Here is a 17,945-nt window from a genome sequence, read left to right as displayed (position 1 = left end):
AAACATCTGATCTCAATAGCCAAGGGCGATGCCATCCCGACGGAAATCAGCCCCACCTCTGAGAAGTCCACGTTTGCGGTCGATCCATATCGCCTGGGCTGTTCCGAGTGGATTTGACACTCGCGTAGGAAGATGCCCCAACGCACGAAGCCCCTCGACAATCTTGGCCGGAACGGTCGCTTCGACGTCCAGCACGTCGCCGCGTGCGAAGATACGCGGTTGGTCGATCGCTTCCTGCACCGACATTTTGTGATCAAGAAGGTTCGACAGGACCTGGATCTGTCCTATGGGCTGGAAATGCCCTCCTGTCACGCCGAACGATAAGACGCATTCGCCGCCTCGCGTCAGCATGGCAGGCAGGATGGTGTGCATTGGTCGCTTGCCACCCGCGAGTACGTTGGGATGGCCGGGCTCGAGCACAAAGCCGAAGCCGCGGTTGTGCAGCAAGACCCCGCATTCGGGTGCCACGATGCCGCTGCCGAAATCATCGAAGACGGAGTTGATGAATGAAACCGCGGTACGATCTTTGTCCACGACTGACAGGAACACCGTATCTTTGTGTTCCGGCATTGTGATCGGCGTGATGTCGGTCAGCCGCCCGCTCAATGATATCCGGCGAGAGAGGATGTCGGCGCGGGCTGATGAGGTCATGCGCTCGACTGGCACATGCCCGGTATCGGGATCGGCGACGAAGGCGTCGCGCTCCGCATAGCCAATGCGCGCGATCTCGGCCAAGAGATGGTAGCGCTCCACCGATACCGGAGCGAAGTCGGCGACATTGTAACGGTCGAGCAGACTTGCCATGGCCAAAGCAGCAACGCCTGTGCCATTCGGCGGACATTCCCACAGTTCGAAACCACGGTAGGACGCGGATATCGGCCTCTCGTAGCGCGGCCGGAAGGCAGCAAAATCCTCGACGGTATGAAAGCCACCAAGCGAGCGCAGCGCCTTTACGATGCTCTCTGCAATCCATCCCTCGTAAAACACGTCGGCCCCCTTTGCGGCGACATCCCGAAGGGTGCGGGCCAGCATAGGCTGCGTGTGCAAATCGCCGGGGGCCGGCGTTTCGCCGCGGGGGAGAAAGACCGAAGTCGTAGCGGCCAGACGAGAGAGCTTCGGCACCTGCCTCCCCCAGTCCCTCGCCAGCCGCTCAGCGACAGGATAGCCATTTTCCGCAGCGGCAATGGCGGGTGAAAGGAGACGCGCGAGATCACGCGTTCCATGATCCTCGGCCAGCCGGGCCCACGTTCGCACGGCACCTGGAACAGTAACCGCGTGCGCACTCTCAGGGTCGAGCGTCGTTACGCCGGCTTCTGTTAGCCGTTCGACACTCGCGGCCGACGGCGCCGCTCCGGATCCGTTGAGCGCGATGATCGGCTGCCCTTCCCGCTTCAGCAGAACGAAGCAGTCTCCACCCACGCCGGTCTGGGTTGGCTCAACGACAGCAAGCACAGCTCCAGCCGCCACAGCTGCATCTATGGCGTTGCCGCCTTCGCGGAGCACGTCGATTGCGGCCAGCGTGGCTAGCGGGTGCGGGGTCGCGGCCATTCCGTTGACGCCGAATGCTTCGGAACGTCCCGGCGTTTCGAAATTTCTCATGTCAGCACCGACACCGCTCGATAGGAAATTTGTCCAACTCATCTCCCTCGGATCTTTCAGATCCGAGCCGAGTGATCGCAGCCGCCGTTTGAAAGCGGTTTCGGATTAGCTGGCTGCTGGCCACTCAATGACCTGTGGCCGCCGAACCTTGATCGCTCCCCCCAAAAAAAGCCGGGACACAAGCCCCGGCAAGTTTGGGAGGAAAGGAGACAAACGCGGCTGTCCAGGAAACTGAGCTTGAGCACCGAGGATCGTCTGCATTCGATTTCTCAATGACCCAGCGCACTGCTTATCCGAACCTATCGGTATTACGTTTGACGGTGGGAAACGCATCCAAATGCGCTCCCACCTTGCAAGAATGTTGCAGAATGTGGCCGCAGGTCACAAAGCCGCCTTGCGAGATCCCGTTCGATCATGGAAAGGAGCGCAGGGATCTCTGCCGCAAGCCGACGACTATTGCTGCGCTCGATTGATCCGCTGCTTGTCCTCGAAAACGGCCATCGCGGCATCAACACCTTCTCCGCGGTGAGGCACCCCAGCAGCCGTCAGACCCATCTCCACTCCGGATAACGCTCCGAGCAAGCTGAGCTCGTTACATTCGCCGAGATGACCGATGCGGAAGACCTTGCCGGCGACCTTGCCCAGTCCGGAGCCGAGCGAGACGTTGTACTTCTCGAGCGTGATCTTGCGAAAGCGATCGGCGTCATGGCCCGGTGGCATCAAGACCCCGGTCAGAACGGGCGACTGCTCGGCCGGATTTTGACAGAGCACTTCAAGGCCCCACGCTTCGACCGCGGCGCGACACGCCGTCGCGAGACGCTTGTGTCGGGCGAAGACGTTGTCGAACCCCTCCTCTTTCAGCATCTCGAGCGCTTCTTTCAGCCCGAAAAGCAAGTTGGTGGCAGGAGTGTACGGAAAGAACCCTGCATTGTTGTGCTTCAGCATCTCCTGCCAGTCCCAAAAGGACCGGGGCATCTTGTTGTCCTTCGACGCAGTCAACGCCTTTTCAGAAATCGCGTTGAAGCCCAATCCAGGAGGAAGCATCAATCCCTTCTGAGATCCGGAGACCGTCACGTCAACCTTCCATTCATCGTGGCGGTAGTCGACTGAGGCGAGCGAGGAGATGGTGTCGACCATGAACAATGCCGGATGCTTCGCTGCATCGATAGACTGTCGGATCTCGGCGATCCGGCTGGTCGCTCCCGTGGAGGTCTCGTTATGGACAACCATCACCGCTTTGATGCTGTGGGATTTGTCCTCCAGCAATTTTGCCTCGATTGCTGCTGGATCGGCGCCATGGCGCCAGTCGCCGGGGACGAAGTCGACCTCAAGACCGAAACGCGTAGCGATCTGTTTCCAAAGCGTTGCGAAATGCCCCGTCTCGACCATGAGAACCTTGTCGCGCGGCGACAAGGTATTGACGATGGCAGCTTCCCAGGCACCGGTGCCGGACGAGGGGAAAATAATGACGGGCTGCTTCGTCTTGAACACGTCCTTGCAGCCATCGAGCACGCAATTCCCCAACTCGGCGAATTCGGCACTCCGATGATCGATAATGGGCATCGCGATCGCGCGCAGGATGCGGTCGGGTATCGGGCTAGGTCCGGGAATCTGCAAAAAGTGGCGACCTTGCATGATGACTTCCTCCAAATGGGCTAAGCGCTGACCAGCGGTGCGCCCCGCTCTCTTTTGCATTCATTTTTTTGGAAGTCAATCCAATTTTGGAATTCAAAATATGACTATGGAGCCTCGACAACTTCTCCCGGCGGGCTTACCGATAAGAGATGACCGACACAGCGCTTGAACCATCCGAAGATCAGACAACCCCAGCAGCTCACGGGGACGACAAAGGCCCCGCCTCGTTGCACGACGAACTGCTTGGCAAGCTTCGGGATTTCATCGTCGAAGGCAATCTCGCCGACGGAGCACGCGTTCCCGAACGAACCCTATGCGAGCAGTTCAACATTTCGCGGACTCCCCTCCGCGAAGCCCTGAAGGTGCTGGCCGCCGAAGGGCTGATCGAACTGCTCCCCAATCGCGGCGCGCGCATCCGCGCCTTGAGCTCCGACGACATCCGGGACCTCTTCGACCTCATGGGAGGTCTCGAGGCGCTGGCAGGTCGACTGGCCTGCGAGCGCATAACGGACGAGGAAATCGCCGAAATTGAGCAGATTCACCACGATATGTACCGAGATTATCTTCGGCGGGACATGCACGAATACTTCCAGAGCAATCAGGCCATCCACCAAAAGATCCTGGCGGCCGCTCGAAATCCCAGCCTAACGGCGACTTACGCCAACCTGTCTGGCCGGATCCGCCGGGTTCGCTATACGGCCAATCTGGCCAGAGATCGCGATCGCTGGGGGGAGGCCATGCGCGAACACGAGGCCATCCTGGACGCGCTCCGCCGCCGATCCGGAGGCGAATTGGCCAACATTCTGTTCGCTCACCTCAGAAACAAGCGAAAGGCCGCGCAGGGACAGACTTAAGGCGCCCTCCTGTCGAGCACTTGGCCCACATCCGGCATTGTGTCGGCATATTCTGCGATATCCAATTCAATATTGCATGCAAAATTGTTTCGTTCTAGTGTCCTGCCGACGCGCCAACTGATCGTAAGCCGGCGCGGTACCGAACCCAACAGGGACGGACACGGGCAGTGCGGATGGGGGACCGAGGCCAGACAGGGCCCATTCCCGTCGGTGATTCACCCATTCCTTCGTCTCTGGGCTTCATGATGAAGGCGCGACATGAACCAGACCGCATATGCAGGCCCCTACCGGCACGATGTCGCCTTCGAGAGACAGCTCTCTCGCGCATTGGAGGGTGAGGTCCGCTTCGATGCATTCACCCGCGGACGGTATGCGACGGACGCCTCGATCTATCAGATCATGCCCCAAGGCGTCGCCTTCCCAAAAACCGAGGCAGACATCGCGGCGGCACTGACAATTGCAGCCGAACACGGAATCCCCGTGATCGCGCGTGGCGGCGGCACTTCTCAGAATGGCCAACCGATCGGCAATGGCCTCGTGCTCGACCTGAGCCGCTACTTCAACGCGATCCGCGAGTACGATCCCACGGCCCGTTCGATCTCAGTCGCCCCCGGGATCGTTCTCGAGGCACTCAACACATTCGTCAAGAAAGACGGCCTGTTCTTCCCCGTCGAGCCGTCGACGGCGAGCCGCTGCACGATCGGCGGGATGACGGGCAACAATTCTTCCGGAGCGCGCTCGCTCAGATATGGCAAGACCGTCGACAATGTCATCGCACTCAAGGCCATGTTCAATGACGGCGAATCCTTCACGCTAAGTGATCGACCGATCGGCGATAACTCATCTTCGCGCACCCGCGATTTGATGAACAGGATGCTCGCGCTGGCCGAGCGCCATCGATCCGAGATCGAGACCATCTTTCCGAAGGTCCAGCGTCGCGTCGGCGGCTATAACCTCGATGAATTGCTGGCGGTCCGGCCCAACCTCTCCCACCTGCTGGTCGGCTCGGAAGGCACTCTTGCAATCACGACGGAAGCGACACTGCTCCTCTCGCCGCTGCCCCGGCATCGCGTCATGGGCGTCTGCCACTTCCCGAGCTTTCGGGCTGCCATGGAGACGACCCAGCATCTCGTCGCACTAAATCCCGTGGCGGTCGAGCTCGTCGACAACAACGTTCTGGTTCTCGGCGCCGACATCCCGCTGTTCATCCGCACTCTCAACGATATCACGAGAGGAAAACCGAACTGCCTCCTCCTGGTCGAGTTCGCTGGAGATAATCTCTCGGAACTGAAAAAAGATCTGAAACGACTGGATCAATGCATGGCCGACCACGGCTTTGCGGATGCGGTGGTCGAGGTCATCGAACCAGAGCGACAGAAGCGGGTTTGGGAAGTTCGAGAAGCCTGTCTGAACATCATGATGTCGATGAAAGGGGATGGGAAACCCGTCTCGTTCATCGAAGATTGTGCCGTTCCTCTGGAGCACCTGGCCGATTACACGGATGCGGTGACGGCCCTATTCGAGAAGCACGGCACGCGCGGAACCTGGTATGCCCACGCGTCCGTCGGCTGCCTCCATGTTCGTCCCATCCTGAACATGAAGACCGAAGAGGGCGTCAAGGCGATGCGAGCCATCGCCGAAGAAGCTTGCGACCTTGTGAGACGATTCAAAGGGTCGTTCTCAGGCGAACACGGAGATGGCATCTCCCGCTCAGATTTCATCGAGCCGATGTTTGGCGGATCGCTCACACGCGCCTTCGAGGAGGTCAAGGACGCGTTCGACCCCGGGAACCGGTTCAATCCAGGCAAGATCGTCCGGCCTTATCACATGGACGATCGCAGCTTGATGCGCTTTCCGCCGGAATACCGCGCCTCTGCTCCCGCGAAGACAGCTCTCGACTGGTCAGAATGGGGCGGCTTCGGCGGCGCCGTCGAGATGTGCAACAACAACGGTACATGCCGGAAGATGGCGGGAGGCACGATGTGTCCGTCCTGGCGCGTCACGCGGCAAGAGCAACACCTCACCCGAGGCCGGGCAAATACGTTGCGGCTCGCGATCTCCGGACAACTTGGCCCGGAAGCCCTAACCTCTCCAGAGATGAAGGAAACACTGGACCTTTGCGTCTCCTGCAAGGGTTGCAAGCGTGACTGCCCCACGGGCGTCGACATGGCGCGGATGAAAATCGAATTTCTGCACCACTACCATGGTCGGCATGGTCTGCCGCTCAAGGAGTGGCTGATCGCATATTTGCCGCGCTATGCACCACTTGCTGCAAAGCTCGCCCCTTTCATGAATTTGCGCGACCGCATACCTGGCTTGGCGTGGCTAACCGAACGCTGGCTGGGGTTTTCCGCCCGACGCACATTGCCTGTGTGGCGTTCCCCTTGGCGCGACAGGCGCCGTGCAGCTGCCCCATCGGACGTCGTGGGAGACGGGCGCGACGTCGTGCTCTTCGGCGACACCTTCAATCGGTACTTCGAACGCGAGAACTTGGAAGCTGCTGAAAAAGTGCTGCAGGCCGGCGGATACCGGATGCATCATGTCACCGCAAGGGACGGCGGTCGGCCATTGTGCTGCGGACGAACGTTCCTTTCGGCAGGCCTTGTTGAGGAGGCCCGCATCGAAGCGAGACGAACTGCGGAAGCGCTGGCGCCATTCGTGTCGAGGGGAGCGAGGATCGTGGGGCTTGAACCCTCATGCCTGATGACGTTCCGTGACGAGTTTGCCGCCCTCCTGCCGAAGGAAGACGTTGCGCCGCTGGCCAAGGCGGCAAGGCTGATCGAAGAATTGCTGGCCGACGATCTCGCCACAGGTGCTACAACCTTGTCTTTCCGGGACCAAGGCGGACGGACCGTGCATCTGCATGGTCATTGCCATCAAAAAGCGTTCGACGCGATGGGAGCGGTGGAGAAAACGTTGCGGGCTGTCCCGGGACTCGACGTCAAGCCTATCGAGTCCAGTTGTTGCGGCATGTCCGGGGCATTCGGCTACGCGGCAGCCACGATCGATATCTCGATGGCCATGGGCGAATTGTCTCTTTTCCCCGCCGTTCGTCAGGCAGACCCTGAGGATCTCGTCGTCGCAGACGGCACAAGTTGTCGCCATCAGATCTGGGACGGGGCCGCCCGAGAAGCCGTTCACGTCGCGCGCGTGCTGGCAATGGCGCTCGACGATTGATCGAAGCGGGCGATCTACGTCGTCGTCTTGTCGGTGGGCAACTTTAGGCCCATCGACGCCTTGACGCGATCCATGACCACCATGGTCTTGAAATGCTTGACGTTGTGATTTTCGAAGAACAACCGCTTGGTAAGTTCTTCGTAGTCTCTCATCGAAGCAATGGTGATCACCAACACGAAAGATCCTGCCGTCCAAGCAGAATACAAGCAGCAACAGCTTAGGCGCGACGAGCCGGGCAAGGACGCTTAATAATTGACGCCTACGGTCCCAATAGCTGGCGCGGTTCCTGGGCATCAGAGATGGAAAGCCGCTTCAGGCTTTTGGTGAAGCTTGACGTTGGCGACAACGCCGACTTGACTTAAGAGCGTCATGGAAGGACGTGCTCGATCGCCTGAGGTCTCAGATCGAGGAGGCCCTGGGATGGGCCTTGGCTGCACGAGCGTACTTATAGATCCGCGAATTCGACGGTCAATCGGCGTCCGAAACTGCATTTCGAATCCAATCGGGGGCTATCAGGTCGGGCTCTTCGATCACGAAGCTAAATCTTGCCTTGAAGATTGGGCCACGATCATCGCGAACCTCAACAGCCATTTGATGCTGGGGCCCGCCTCTCCCCCATTCGCGGGTTATTTCCGAAAGCGCTGCGCTCGCCTCGTGCCGTGCAGACTCGATGTCCGGCAGCTCTACTCCTTCATCGTCACGGATGAATTGGCTACCGTCGCGGATATCAAAATAGTATCTCTTCATTGCAACCGACTCACCAGAGATCATCGAACAACTCGTGCAGTTTCAGGTGATCTGCCTGCGCCCTTGAGGCTCTGCTGCGTGGCCGAGCGCCAATCATTTCCTGCCGCGTCAAAGGCAGTCGGTATGTTGGCTTTAAATCAAGGCAAAGGCGAGCGGACTAGAGCAAAGGAGCGCAATGCCAGACGCCGTCAGCGCCAGGAGACTTCCCGAGACAAGGTCGTGATTGGACATGCATCGCGCTCGATTGCATCGCAGAGTGAGAGCAGCGCTCGCTGCCGTCACCGCCTGTCCGGCCAACACATAGATTATTATTTGAATCGAGTGCACTATTCCTGCTGTTGCTATGAACAAATGCATTTTTCCGGCACGATCAGGGGGCCGCTCGCCGCCTCGCGGCGATGAAGACGCAAACGATTATAGGATTGAGATGCTTGAGCTGCTGCGTTTTGCAGGCCGCCTAAGCATTGCGCGCCCATTCGCCGAGCTTAAAGCCAATGACGCATTCCCGCGCCACACCTGACTCAGAGCACAAATACTGCACGGCCAACGCAAAAACGCATAGTGCGAACACAGGAACCGTTCTAATTTTCATCGGGCGCCGGAGGGGGCTTCTTCGTCTTGGTGTGCAATTTCCTCAAACGAACAAGGCAATTCAAGTCGGGCCGTCGGCAGGCGTTCGCGGTGTCTACGAACTTGCCGGGCTCGAAACCAACTAAGCTGATTGAAATTTGGCCTACAAGAACGACAACTGCGTCGCCCTTCGGAGTTGAGCAATGATTGCGGAAATAGCTAAGGTCCTATCCCGCACGACCGGAACGAACGTTGATGTTGAAACACTTAAAACGCTTGTTATCTTTTGCGGGATCGGCCTACTACTCTCGCTAACGGCTGCAATGACGTATGGGTTAGATCTGAGCCCCGGTCTGTTCTAAGTCGAGCTACTTGTCCAGATTGCAGTGCAAGGCCTGTTTCGTCAGGCCGGCCTTCGTCATGCACGCGCTTCCCTTGGACGAGAACTCGCCGTCTGCTTGCACTCAAAGGCTGAAGCCTCAGTCGGGAGAGCTCGGCCCGGACAGTAATGGTTGAGCTCATTCACCGACGGCAGCGATATCGGCCGCGCCAGTACGCTCACACCCGTAAGATCGTCGGGATTACGGGCAAGCTGCTCTCGGAAGCGCAACTACTAGCCCGGCACCAGCGCCGCGTGCTGGTTGGTGTCCGGTATCGGATGGATCCAACCTCGCACATGCGTCGTCCGGATCCGCCTCACGAGTGATTGTGGCAATAGCTGATCTGATGTCGGAAAGTCAGTTGGTCGGCGGCTGCTTACTCGAGAGCCATGGGAGGGTGCGGGGATACTTCGGTGATGCTCTGGTATGTGCCGGGGGAATGATCTAGCAAGCCAGTCACGAGATTTGCTATGCGCTTCATGCGAGCGGTCCATTCGCTCGCAATCGAATGATGGCTGCTAAGCCGAAAACCGGTGCTGATGCCGAGAGGAGCTATATTGACTCCCGACGAGCAAATCGGATCACGTTAGAACCGCTTGCGACGTATCGGCCCCAAGCGTCCATCAAGTGCCGCCGCTTCTTCAAGGCATTGCCACGGCGGTAGGCCTGCTCTGTCTCATCGCCCACCTTGTGGGCCAATGCCATTTCCGCAATTTCTCGCTCGAAACGCGTTTCGTCACCCGCCCAATCGCGGAAGCTGGACCGGCAGCCATGCGTGGTCATCGCGGGATAAACCGCCTTGAGCGCGTGGAGCACGGCATTCATGCCTAGCGGCTTCGTATGGTCCTTTGACCATTGTCCGGCAAACATGTAGGCATCGCGAGCCGCATTCTTTGGGATGACGGCGTTCAGGATTTCGATTGCGCGGTCGCAGAGCGGTACTTCGAAATCTTGGCCTTCGGGGTGGTCTTCTGTCTTCATCCGCTCCGCCGGGATGGTCCAAAGCCGCTCTGCGAAGTTCACCTCGCGCACGCGCATCAATCGAGCCTCGCCGGTCCGCACCGCCGTCAAGATGATGCATTCAGCTGCGAGATTGACCGTTGTATCGGCCCCGTCGTGCTTGGCTTGCAGCATCTGGACGATGCTAGGGATGTCCTTGTAGGGCGCAGCCCTATGATGACGCTTCGACCGCTTCGACTTTGGCAAGAGCGGCTTCAAGGTCTTCCACATCGCGGGGTTTTTCCCGGACCGAAAGCCCCTGGCCTCGGCGGCGTCAAGCACGCGCTCAATCCGGCTGCGCGTTTCGCGGGCCGTGCGGTTGATCGTCATCCAGATGGGCGACAGAATCCCCAGCACGTCGTTCACTGTGATGTTGGTGAGCTCCATGCCTCGGATGGGCTTGCATCGCGCCTTCAGGTCTCGTGTCCAGTCATCGAGCGTATTCTTGCCTTTGAATCCGGCCTTGATCGATGTCAGGAAGTCGTCCGCGAATTCTCCGAACGTGGTGGTCGCCTGCATTTCGGCGCGCCGTTCAGCCAACGGGTCCTTGCCTTCGGCTAGTTTCTTGCGGGCATCGGCAGCCTTGAGTCGAGCATCCGCGAGCGAGATGCCGTCCTTGCCTTTGCCCTTGGCGGGGCCCAACCCGACCTCTCTGCGCTTGCCGGTGCCGCGCACGCGGTACAGGAAAATCCATTGCCGTCGTGCGTGTGCACCCGTCTCGATCGCGAGGTAAAGCCCGCCCCCGTCGCCGTGGCGCCCGGGCTCGACGATGGTCTCCGCTTCCCGCGCGGAGAGCTTGTGCAACTGTCGTTTGGCCATAACCGCCCCACCATCCGCCCCACCATTGAACACGGATTGCAGCGGATTGCGGCGAACGACCGTGAACGGCAACGGATTTCCGTTGAGACGATTATAGCATAACTTACAACACGTTAGAAGGCCGTAGCGAACGATTGAGGACGCGCGCGGAATTCCATAACTGACGTGGTGATGCCAGTCGCGCCTTACTTTTTTCTGCGGTCAATGCGCCAGCCACTCCCGCCCTTCCAAATAAAGCTTCTCGACCTCGGCGCCGGTCAGGCCCGGCATGTCGCGCTTGACCTTGTAGCCAATCAGCTCCTGCATGTAGCCGAGGTGACGGTAGCCTTCGGGAAGCGCGGCCAGACGCTCCGCGTCGAGCCGGAGGACCGCGGCGGGATCGACCGGATCGAGCCGGTCCTTCTCGTAGATCGGCTGGCGGCGAACGATGCCCCATTTGCCCTGCCGCTTCTCCAGGAAGTCGTAGAAGCGCCCGGTGCAGACCACGTCGCAGACGACTTCGTGGACCGGCGCCCGTTGCGAGATCGTCATCTTGGTCTGCGCGATGGCGCGCTCGCCGGCGAGATCGATGCTGGTGCCGCCGAGGAAGTGCAGGATGCGCACGCCCTTGGCAAAGCCTTCGCGGCTGACCCGGATGAAGTCCGCGGCCGGTCCCTGAAACCAGGTCGCCGACATCCACCCCTCGGTGTGCCAGACGGTCGCAAAGCGCTCCCAGTCACCGGCGTCGCGCCACACCACCCAGTTCTCGAGGAGATCGCGGATGGCGAGACGATCGAGCTGCGACTGGTCGAGCATGGGCAAATTCTCCAGACAAATCGCGGCCGCCTCGCGACCGTTTCCATCACCTATGGAGGACGAATTCCGCGGCCGTCAAGCGCGCCGGACGAACAAGAAAAATCCGGCGCGCACATGTCGGCGCGCCGGATCAGTTCGTCACTCCGTTCTATGTCCTACGCCGCCGCTTCGTTACGCCGCCGGCGCTTTGGGCGTGCGGTTGCGCGAGTTGCGCTGGAAGAACAGCGCCTGGCTCGCCACCGCCGAGACCATCGCGGGCTGGAACGGCTTTGAGATCAGGAACGCCGGCTCCGGCCGCTCGCCGGTGAGGAAGCGCTCCGGATAAGCGGTGATGAACACCACCGGCACCTCGAAGGTGCGCAGGAGCTCGTTGACCGCATCGAGGCCCGAGGAGCCGTCGGCAAGCTGGATGTCGGCGAGGATCAGGCCGGGCCGCTTGTTCTTGGCGAGCGCCACCGCATCTGCATGGGTGCGGGCGACGCCGACCACGTTGTGCCCGAGATTCTTCACGAGGCTCTCGAGGTCCATGGCGATGAAGGTCTCGTCCTCGATGATCAGCACGTCGGTCGCGATCTCCGCCGCCATCTCGCGGCCCGCAGCGTCCGCGAGCCTGCGCGTCTCGCCGACGTCGGTGCCGAGGATGAAGGCGACTTCCTCCTCAGAAAATCCCTCGAGCGACAGCAGCAGGAAGGCCTGGCGTGGCAGCGGCGTGATGTTCGACAACCGCCGCTCCGGCGGCATCGGCAGCGTCGTCACCTCCGCATCATCGTTGAGCGAGACCGAATTCCAGATCTGGGTGAACAGCCGAAACAGGCCGGCGCGCGGTCCATGGCCCTCATCGAGCACCGCCGGATCCCCGAGCATGGCTTCCAACATGGCTGCGACATAGGCGTCGCCGGACGGCTGGCTGCCCGTCAGGGCACGCGCGTACCGACGCAACAACGGCAAGTGTTCAGCAACAAGCTGTGATCGGGACATCCCCACTCCATTCGTCTTTGGGCCAGACATCGGCCAGGGGCGGCCCGGGTTCCCCTGCTGGCGTGATTACGCCTGAGCATAAGAAAAGTTCCGTTCAGTCTGGAACTTTTCGCCGAAGTTCGCATTAGGCCTTACTAGGGAACGGCTCCCGGTTGAGAAAATTTCTCGATTTGACAGTGACTTAACTCGGGGAAACGTGGAACAGGTCATGAAAGATCTCAAATCTCAAGCCAGCAGAAACACGACCCCCGGCAAGGGAGGGCTGACACCGGAAATCCAATCCCGGATCGGCCATCAATTGCGCGCCATGTACGACGACGTCGTGCGGCAGGGGGTTCCCGAGCGGTTCGCCGAGCTGATCAAGAAGCTTGATGCGCCGGGAGGGACACCCCAAGATCAAACCAATGGGGGATCCAACGACAACAATGGGAGGGACTAATGCCTCTCACGGAATCCCTGCGCGACGACATCCTGGCGGCAGTCCCAAGCTTGCGCGCTTTCGCCATCTCACTGAGCGGCAATGCCGACAGAGCCGACGATCTGGTCCAGGAGACGTTGTTGCGCGCACTCGCCAACATCGACTCGTTCCAGCCCGGCTCAAACCTGCCGGCCTGGCTGTTCACCATCCTGCGCAACCTGTTCCGCTCCGATTATCGCAAGCGGCGGCGGGAGGTGGAGGATGCTGAAGGCAACTATGCCAAGACGCTGAAGACCCAGCCGTCGCAGAATGCGCATCTCGAGTTCGAGGAGTTTCGCACTGCGCTCGAAAAGCTGCCGCAGGACCAGCGCGAGGCTCTGATCCTCGTCGGTGCGTCCGGCTTCTCCTATGAGGACGCGGCCTCGATCTGCGGCTGCGCGGTCGGCACGATCAAGAGCCGCGTCAACCGCGCGCGCTCGAAGCTCGCAGCACTGCTGTATGTCGACGGCGCCGAAGATTTCGGCCCCGATGAGACCGTGCGCGCCGTGATCGGCGGCAGCGGCGGCTGACGGACAGCTTCGGTCGGAATGATGGGCAAGGGAAGGCGGCCACTTCCGTGGCCGCCTTCGCATGCGTATGCGATTGATCACTCACCCTCCCCTGGAGGGGGAGGGTCGCTTTGCATGTAGCGAAGCGGCATGCAAAGCGGGGTGGGGCGATCTCTCCACGCGGGCACTACATCCGCGGAGAGACTGTCACCCCACCCCGTCTCACATTTCGCTTCGCTCAATGTGAGCCGACCCTCCCCCTCCAGGGGAGGGTGAGTGTTGCCGGCTTCACTGATATCAATCGCTACCGCACTGGCCTGACCGGCGCGGAAAACTGCTCCGTGCGGTCGCGCTCGGTCATGTCGACGACGGTCTCCATCGGTGCGGTCAGCTCGTAGACATAGGACGCATCGGTGAAGTAGCGCTTGGCGCTGCCGCCGAGCGCTTCGGGCGCGACGCGGTCGAGCAGGATCAGGCCGAAATCGGAATCGGCGCGCCGTGTCGCCTCGCTGGTGTTGAACTCCTCCCAGCGGAAATGGAAGACCGTATCTGGCTCCTCGCCCGTCACCGTCCAGTTCGCGGTGATGTGCGGATGCTTGCCGACCAGCGACAGGCCCTCGTCGGAATGCGAGGCGAGCTCGAAGAACAGCAGCGACAGGCTCTGCGCGGCGCGCGCACTGACTGCGATGTCGGGCCCGCTGATGGCGATGCGATCGGCATGCGGGATGGCGCGCGCCTCGAACAGGCCTTTCAGCTTGACACCCTGCCACTGGCTTTCGCTGAGCAGCGAAACCACGTTGGACATCGCGTGGATGCGCCCGATCAAGAGTTCGCGCGCGACGTCGATGTCGGAGCCGTGGCGCAGCGTGCGCGTCACGATCGACTGGATCACCGCCAGAATGTTCTTCACGCGATGATTGAGCTCGTCGATGACGGCCGTCAGCCGGCGCTCGAAACCGATCCGCACCTGGATTTCGCGGCTTAGCCTTAAGTTGTTGTAGGCGACATAACCGAACAGTCCGCACACCATCGCCGTGATGGCGAAGCCGATTGCAGCGACGATGACGGCGGTCTGCTCGGCGCGCCGCGCCGAATTGGTCTTGGCGAAGTAGCTGAGCTGCCAGTCGCGGCCGCCGAAGCTGACCGAGCGCGTCGAGGAGGGCTGTGGACCATCCTGCGAGATGGTCCGCGCGCTGACGACGCCCTGGTCGTTGGCGATCAGCTCGCCGCCGGTCGCGCGCGGGTCGCGCAATGCGACCGAGAACAACGACATGTCGTCATTGGTCAGCATCAGCGAAGCGAGCTCGTAGGAAAACGTGATGAACCCGGCAGGCTCCGTCGCGCCTTCCGGAATGACGGGCGCCGCCACGATGATGCCGATGGGTCCGTTCGGACGGAGCAGCGGCACCGGATCGGAGGCGACCGATTTCTTCTCGGCCATGGCGCGCGCCAGCATCGCGCCGCGCACGCCGTCCTGATCGTAGCTGCGGCCGAGCAGCGCCTTGGTCTCCTCGCTGCGCGGCTCGAGGTCCATCAGCACGTTGATCGGCTGGGTGATCTTCGTGGTGTCGAGCCGCGTGTCGTCGTAGTTGCGGATGCCCGAATTGGGAAAGCCGGCGGAGCTGAGCGCCGCCTGCGCCGCGCCCAGTTCCGCCGGCTTGAGCCGGGCGATCCAGGAGGCGACAACGAAATCGGTCTTGAATGCATAGATGGCAGAGCGCAGCGGCTCCAGCATGTTCGGCTTGATCACGGCGGGCGTACGGAACAGGCCGGAGGCGACGCGCGCCAGAAGCTCGCGTTCGGTCAAGCGGTCCTGCACCAGGCTCGCATGAACGTCGATCGCGCGGGCCAGCGCGATACGATCGATCGCCAGCTCCTGATCGTGGACGCGATAGGCCGCGAGCCCGGAGAGCAGTATCCCGAGCAGCGCGATAAAACCGATGATGAATCCCAGCCGGACCACTCGTTTACTCAGAAGATGAGAGGCTGGCGAATAACACGGAGCATCTGAACGCCGCTCGAACGGCCAATTGCCGAAAGAGAGTGAAACCCCACGGAAGACGATAATGAAGGAGGAGCCATCGGGACGCAACTTGGGTTGACCGGAATGCTTAATCCGCCAGCCGAGGCGTCAGCGCTCCGGGCACCGAGTAAGTTAATCACCATGGCGACCATTGGTTCCGCGGAGACACATTTTGCCGCAGATATTAACGGGCAGATACTAACAGTCGTGTCAGACTTGGCTGATGTCGCCGGGCGCCGGACCTGCCCTTCAACCCGTCCTCGTCAGCCCGCCCTTTTTCAGCCCACCCTTTTCAGCCCACCCTTGGCCTCGATGAAGCCGATGATGCGGTCGAGTCCCTCGCTCTTCTTCAGGTTGGTCATGACGAAGGGCCGCTCGCCCCGCATCCGCTTGGCGTCAGTCTGCATCTTCTCCAGCGAGGCGCCGACATGCGGAGCGAGGTCGATCTTGTTGATGACCAGGAGGTCGGAGCGCGTGATGCCCGGCCCACCCTTGGACGGTATCTTGTCGCCCGCGGCCACGTCGATGACATAGATGGTAATGTCGGCGAGCTCCGGGGAAAAAGTGGCAGCGAGATTGTCGCCACCGGACTCGATCAGCACCAGATCGAGACCGGGAAATTTTGCGCGCATATCGGCGACCGCGGCGAGATTCATCGAGGCATCCTCGCGGATCGCGGTATGCGGACAGCCGCCGGTCTCGACGCCGGCAATGCGGTCCGGCGTCAGTGAGCCCGAGCGCACGAGGTACTCTGCATCCCACTTGGTGTAGATGTCGTTGGTGATCGCCGCGATGTCATAGCGCTCGCGCATGGACTTGCAGAGCAGATCCATCAGCGCGGTCTTGCCCGATCCGACCGGACCGCCGATACCGACACGCAGGGGGCCGTGAGATTTCGACATATGGCTCGCTCTTTCCTAAAGTCGTCCCGGCGAAGGCCGGGACCCATAGCCACCGAACTCAGTTGATGCGATGGGCTGTGGCCGCATCTCTCCATAGCCACGAAGATATGTGGTTATGGGTCCCGGCCTTCGCCGGGACGACGACGATCGGTTAAACACCTTGGCGCTCACGACCTGAACAGCCGCGTATACTGGGTCTCGTGCCGCAGGCTTGCGAGATCGGCGCGGAACGTCGCGCTGCCGAGGTCGTCCAAGGTCGCGCTCAACGCGCGCGCGGCGGTCGCGGCAACGGCGGGCTCAAGCGCGGCGAGCACACGCTGGCTGTCGGTCTGGCCGAGCGGGATCAGCCGGCTTGCCGCCGAAATCCAATTCGAGACCAGCGCGTGCAGGAAGGCATGCAGCGTGGGCTCGAGCCGGACGCCATGGGCGCTAGCGACCACGCCGACCGCGACGGGATAGATCAGCGGCCCCGCGCAGTGCGCGACCATCGCATCCAGCCCATCCGCATTCCAGGCCGCTCGCGCGATGTCGATGAAGGCGCGGCCCTGCGCCGTGGTCTCGAGCTGTCGCTCGCGTGATGGCACGAAGGCGGTCGCCAGCTCCGCGATGTCACGCAAGCGGGCCTCATCGCCCGCCTCCGCTGCGCGAAACGCCTGCACCAGGAAAATCGCATCGCAAAAGCCCGCGCCATCGCCGAGCATCGCGTCGAGCCAGTTCGTAAGCGTCGCCGTGTCGATGATGTCGCCCGCCTCCACCGCCCATTCGATGCCGCTGGAGTAGGAGAAGCCGCCGACGGGAAACGCCGGCGACAGCCACGTCATCAGCCGGTACAGCGCCGCCGCCTCACGCTCGGTCAGGCGGCCGGCACCAGCCGGCTCATTTGTGGTCATGAGCATGGCCGTGGCCGTGGTGATGGTCGGGATGGTCACAATGCTCATCGTGGTGATGATGGTGACCGTGATCATGGTGGTCATGCGCGGCATGATCGTGATGGTGGTGATCATGATCGTGGTGCCCGTGATCATGATGCGCATGGTCATGCCCATGATCGTCAGCGTGCGCGTGGCCGGCGTCGGCATAGGCGCCGCCTTCGGGATCGAAGGGCGCCTCGATCTCGATCACCCGCGCGCCAAGACCCTTTACCATCGCCTCGATGACGTGATCCTTTCGGATACGCAGGCTCTTGGCCATGATCTGCGTCGGCAGGTGCCGGTTGCCGAGATGCCAGGCGACGCGGATGAGATGGTGCGGATCGTGGCCGCGGATCTCGAGCAGCGGCTCGGGAGCGGCGACCACCTCGACCAGCCGGCCGTCCTCCAGCACCAGCGCATCGCCGCCGCGCAGCGCGACGGCGTTTTCGAGGTCGAGCAGGAACTCGAGCCCGCGCGTGCCCGTCATCGCCATGCGGCGGCGGTGCCGGTCGTCGAAATCGAGCACGACCGTATCCGCCGCTGCTTCCGTGAAGCGGTGCTGCCCCTTGACCTGCGTCGCCCGGATCATG

15 protein-coding genes are annotated in these 17,945 nt (G+C 61.2%); 4 read left to right on the top strand and 11 right to left on the bottom strand.

The window, feature by feature from the left end:
- Positions 1-12 precede the first annotated feature (12 nt).
- Together ggt and NLM33_RS34505 are read right to left on the bottom strand one after the other, a co-directional pair.
- Positions 13-1,599 carry a gamma-glutamyltransferase gene (ggt, locus tag NLM33_RS34510; protein WP_254103000.1) on the bottom strand — a complete coding sequence of 529 codons (1,587 nt, stop codon included), beginning with the start codon at positions 1,597-1,599 and terminating at the stop codon, positions 13-15.
- A 453-nt stretch (positions 1,600-2,052) separates the two neighbouring features.
- Complete coding sequence (locus tag NLM33_RS34505; protein ID WP_254106046.1) at positions 2,053-3,234, bottom strand: alanine--glyoxylate aminotransferase family protein; 1,182 nt, start codon at positions 3,232-3,234, stop codon at positions 2,053-2,055.
- 149 nt (positions 3,235-3,383) lie between these two features.
- On the opposite strand from NLM33_RS34505, the gene NLM33_RS34500 reads away from it, so the two are divergent.
- Together NLM33_RS34500 and NLM33_RS34495 are read left to right on the top strand one after the other, a co-directional pair.
- The gene (locus NLM33_RS34500) at positions 3,384-4,088 is read left to right on the top strand and encodes a GntR family transcriptional regulator (protein ID WP_254099478.1); all 705 of its coding nucleotides are present in this window, start codon (positions 3,384-3,386) and stop codon (positions 4,086-4,088) included.
- Positions 4,089-4,346: 258 nt separating this feature from the next.
- Positions 4,347-7,265, top strand: a complete 2,919-nt coding sequence (locus NLM33_RS34495; protein WP_254102999.1) for an FAD-binding and (Fe-S)-binding domain-containing protein — start codon at positions 4,347-4,349, stop codon at positions 7,263-7,265.
- A gap of 14 nt (positions 7,266-7,279) precedes the next feature.
- Here the strand turns inward: NLM33_RS34495 and NLM33_RS34490 are convergent, their stop codons facing one another.
- The 5 genes from NLM33_RS34490 to NLM33_RS34470 all read right to left on the bottom strand — a co-directional run bounded on the left by NLM33_RS34490 (position 7,280) and on the right by NLM33_RS34470 (position 12,553).
- Positions 7,280-7,441 (bottom strand): hypothetical protein, encoded by a 162-nt coding sequence (locus NLM33_RS34490; protein ID WP_371930010.1) that lies wholly within the window; start codon positions 7,439-7,441, stop codon positions 7,280-7,282.
- A gap of 292 nt (positions 7,442-7,733) precedes the next feature.
- Complete coding sequence (locus NLM33_RS34485) at positions 7,734-8,036, bottom strand: hypothetical protein (RefSeq protein ID WP_254102998.1); 303 nt, start codon at positions 8,034-8,036, stop codon at positions 7,734-7,736.
- Between the two features lie 1,478 nt (positions 8,037-9,514).
- Positions 9,515-10,852 (bottom strand): site-specific integrase, encoded by a 1,338-nt coding sequence (locus NLM33_RS34480; RefSeq protein WP_254102997.1) that lies wholly within the window; start codon positions 10,850-10,852, stop codon positions 9,515-9,517.
- Between the two features lie 129 nt (positions 10,853-10,981).
- On the bottom strand, positions 10,982-11,575 hold the full coding sequence (locus NLM33_RS34475) for a nuclear transport factor 2 family protein (protein WP_254102996.1): 594 nt from the start codon (positions 11,573-11,575) through the stop codon (positions 10,982-10,984).
- Positions 11,576-11,746: 171 nt separating this feature from the next.
- Positions 11,747-12,553 carry a response regulator gene (locus NLM33_RS34470; RefSeq protein ID WP_254102995.1) on the bottom strand — a complete coding sequence of 269 codons (807 nt, stop codon included), beginning with the start codon at positions 12,551-12,553 and terminating at the stop codon, positions 11,747-11,749.
- Positions 12,554-12,761: 208 nt separating this feature from the next.
- Here NLM33_RS34470 and NLM33_RS34465 point away from each other — a divergent pair, with 208 nt between their 5' ends.
- On the top strand, positions 12,762-12,992 hold the full coding sequence (locus NLM33_RS34465) for a NepR family anti-sigma factor (RefSeq protein WP_254102994.1): 231 nt from the start codon (positions 12,762-12,764) through the stop codon (positions 12,990-12,992).
- Positions 12,992-13,540: a sigma-70 family RNA polymerase sigma factor gene (locus NLM33_RS34460; RefSeq protein ID WP_254102993.1), complete on the top strand. Its 549-nt coding sequence runs from the start codon at positions 12,992-12,994 to the stop codon at positions 13,538-13,540. Before NLM33_RS34465 ends, NLM33_RS34460 begins: the two co-directional genes overlap by 1 nt.
- Before the next feature lie 283 nt (positions 13,541-13,823).
- Here NLM33_RS34460 and NLM33_RS34455 read toward each other — a convergent pair whose 3' ends face one another.
- From NLM33_RS34455 to NLM33_RS34440, 4 genes are all read right to left on the bottom strand, one after another.
- On the bottom strand, positions 13,824-15,482 hold the full coding sequence (locus tag NLM33_RS34455) for an HWE histidine kinase domain-containing protein (protein WP_254102992.1): 1,659 nt from the start codon (positions 15,480-15,482) through the stop codon (positions 13,824-13,826).
- Between the two features lie 338 nt (positions 15,483-15,820).
- Positions 15,821-16,444: an urease accessory protein UreG gene (gene ureG / locus NLM33_RS34450; RefSeq protein WP_254102991.1), complete on the bottom strand. Its 624-nt coding sequence runs from the start codon at positions 16,442-16,444 to the stop codon at positions 15,821-15,823.
- 167 nt (positions 16,445-16,611) lie between these two features.
- Positions 16,612-17,340: an urease accessory protein UreF gene (locus NLM33_RS34445; RefSeq protein ID WP_254106044.1), complete on the bottom strand. Its 729-nt coding sequence runs from the start codon at positions 17,338-17,340 to the stop codon at positions 16,612-16,614.
- Positions 17,321-17,944 (bottom strand): urease accessory protein UreE, encoded by a 624-nt coding sequence (locus tag NLM33_RS34440; RefSeq protein WP_254102990.1) that lies wholly within the window; start codon positions 17,942-17,944, stop codon positions 17,321-17,323. The genes NLM33_RS34445 and NLM33_RS34440 overlap by 20 nt, the downstream gene beginning before the upstream one ends.
- Position 17,945 lies beyond the last annotated feature (1 nt).

Origin of the sequence: Bradyrhizobium sp. CCGUVB1N3, assembly GCF_024199925.1 — a bacterium.
In the GTDB taxonomy this organism is placed as follows: Bacteria; Pseudomonadota; Alphaproteobacteria; order Rhizobiales; family Xanthobacteraceae; genus Bradyrhizobium.
Note: the sequence above shows the minus strand (reverse complement) of the source record. Positions and strands in the feature narration are given on the sequence as shown.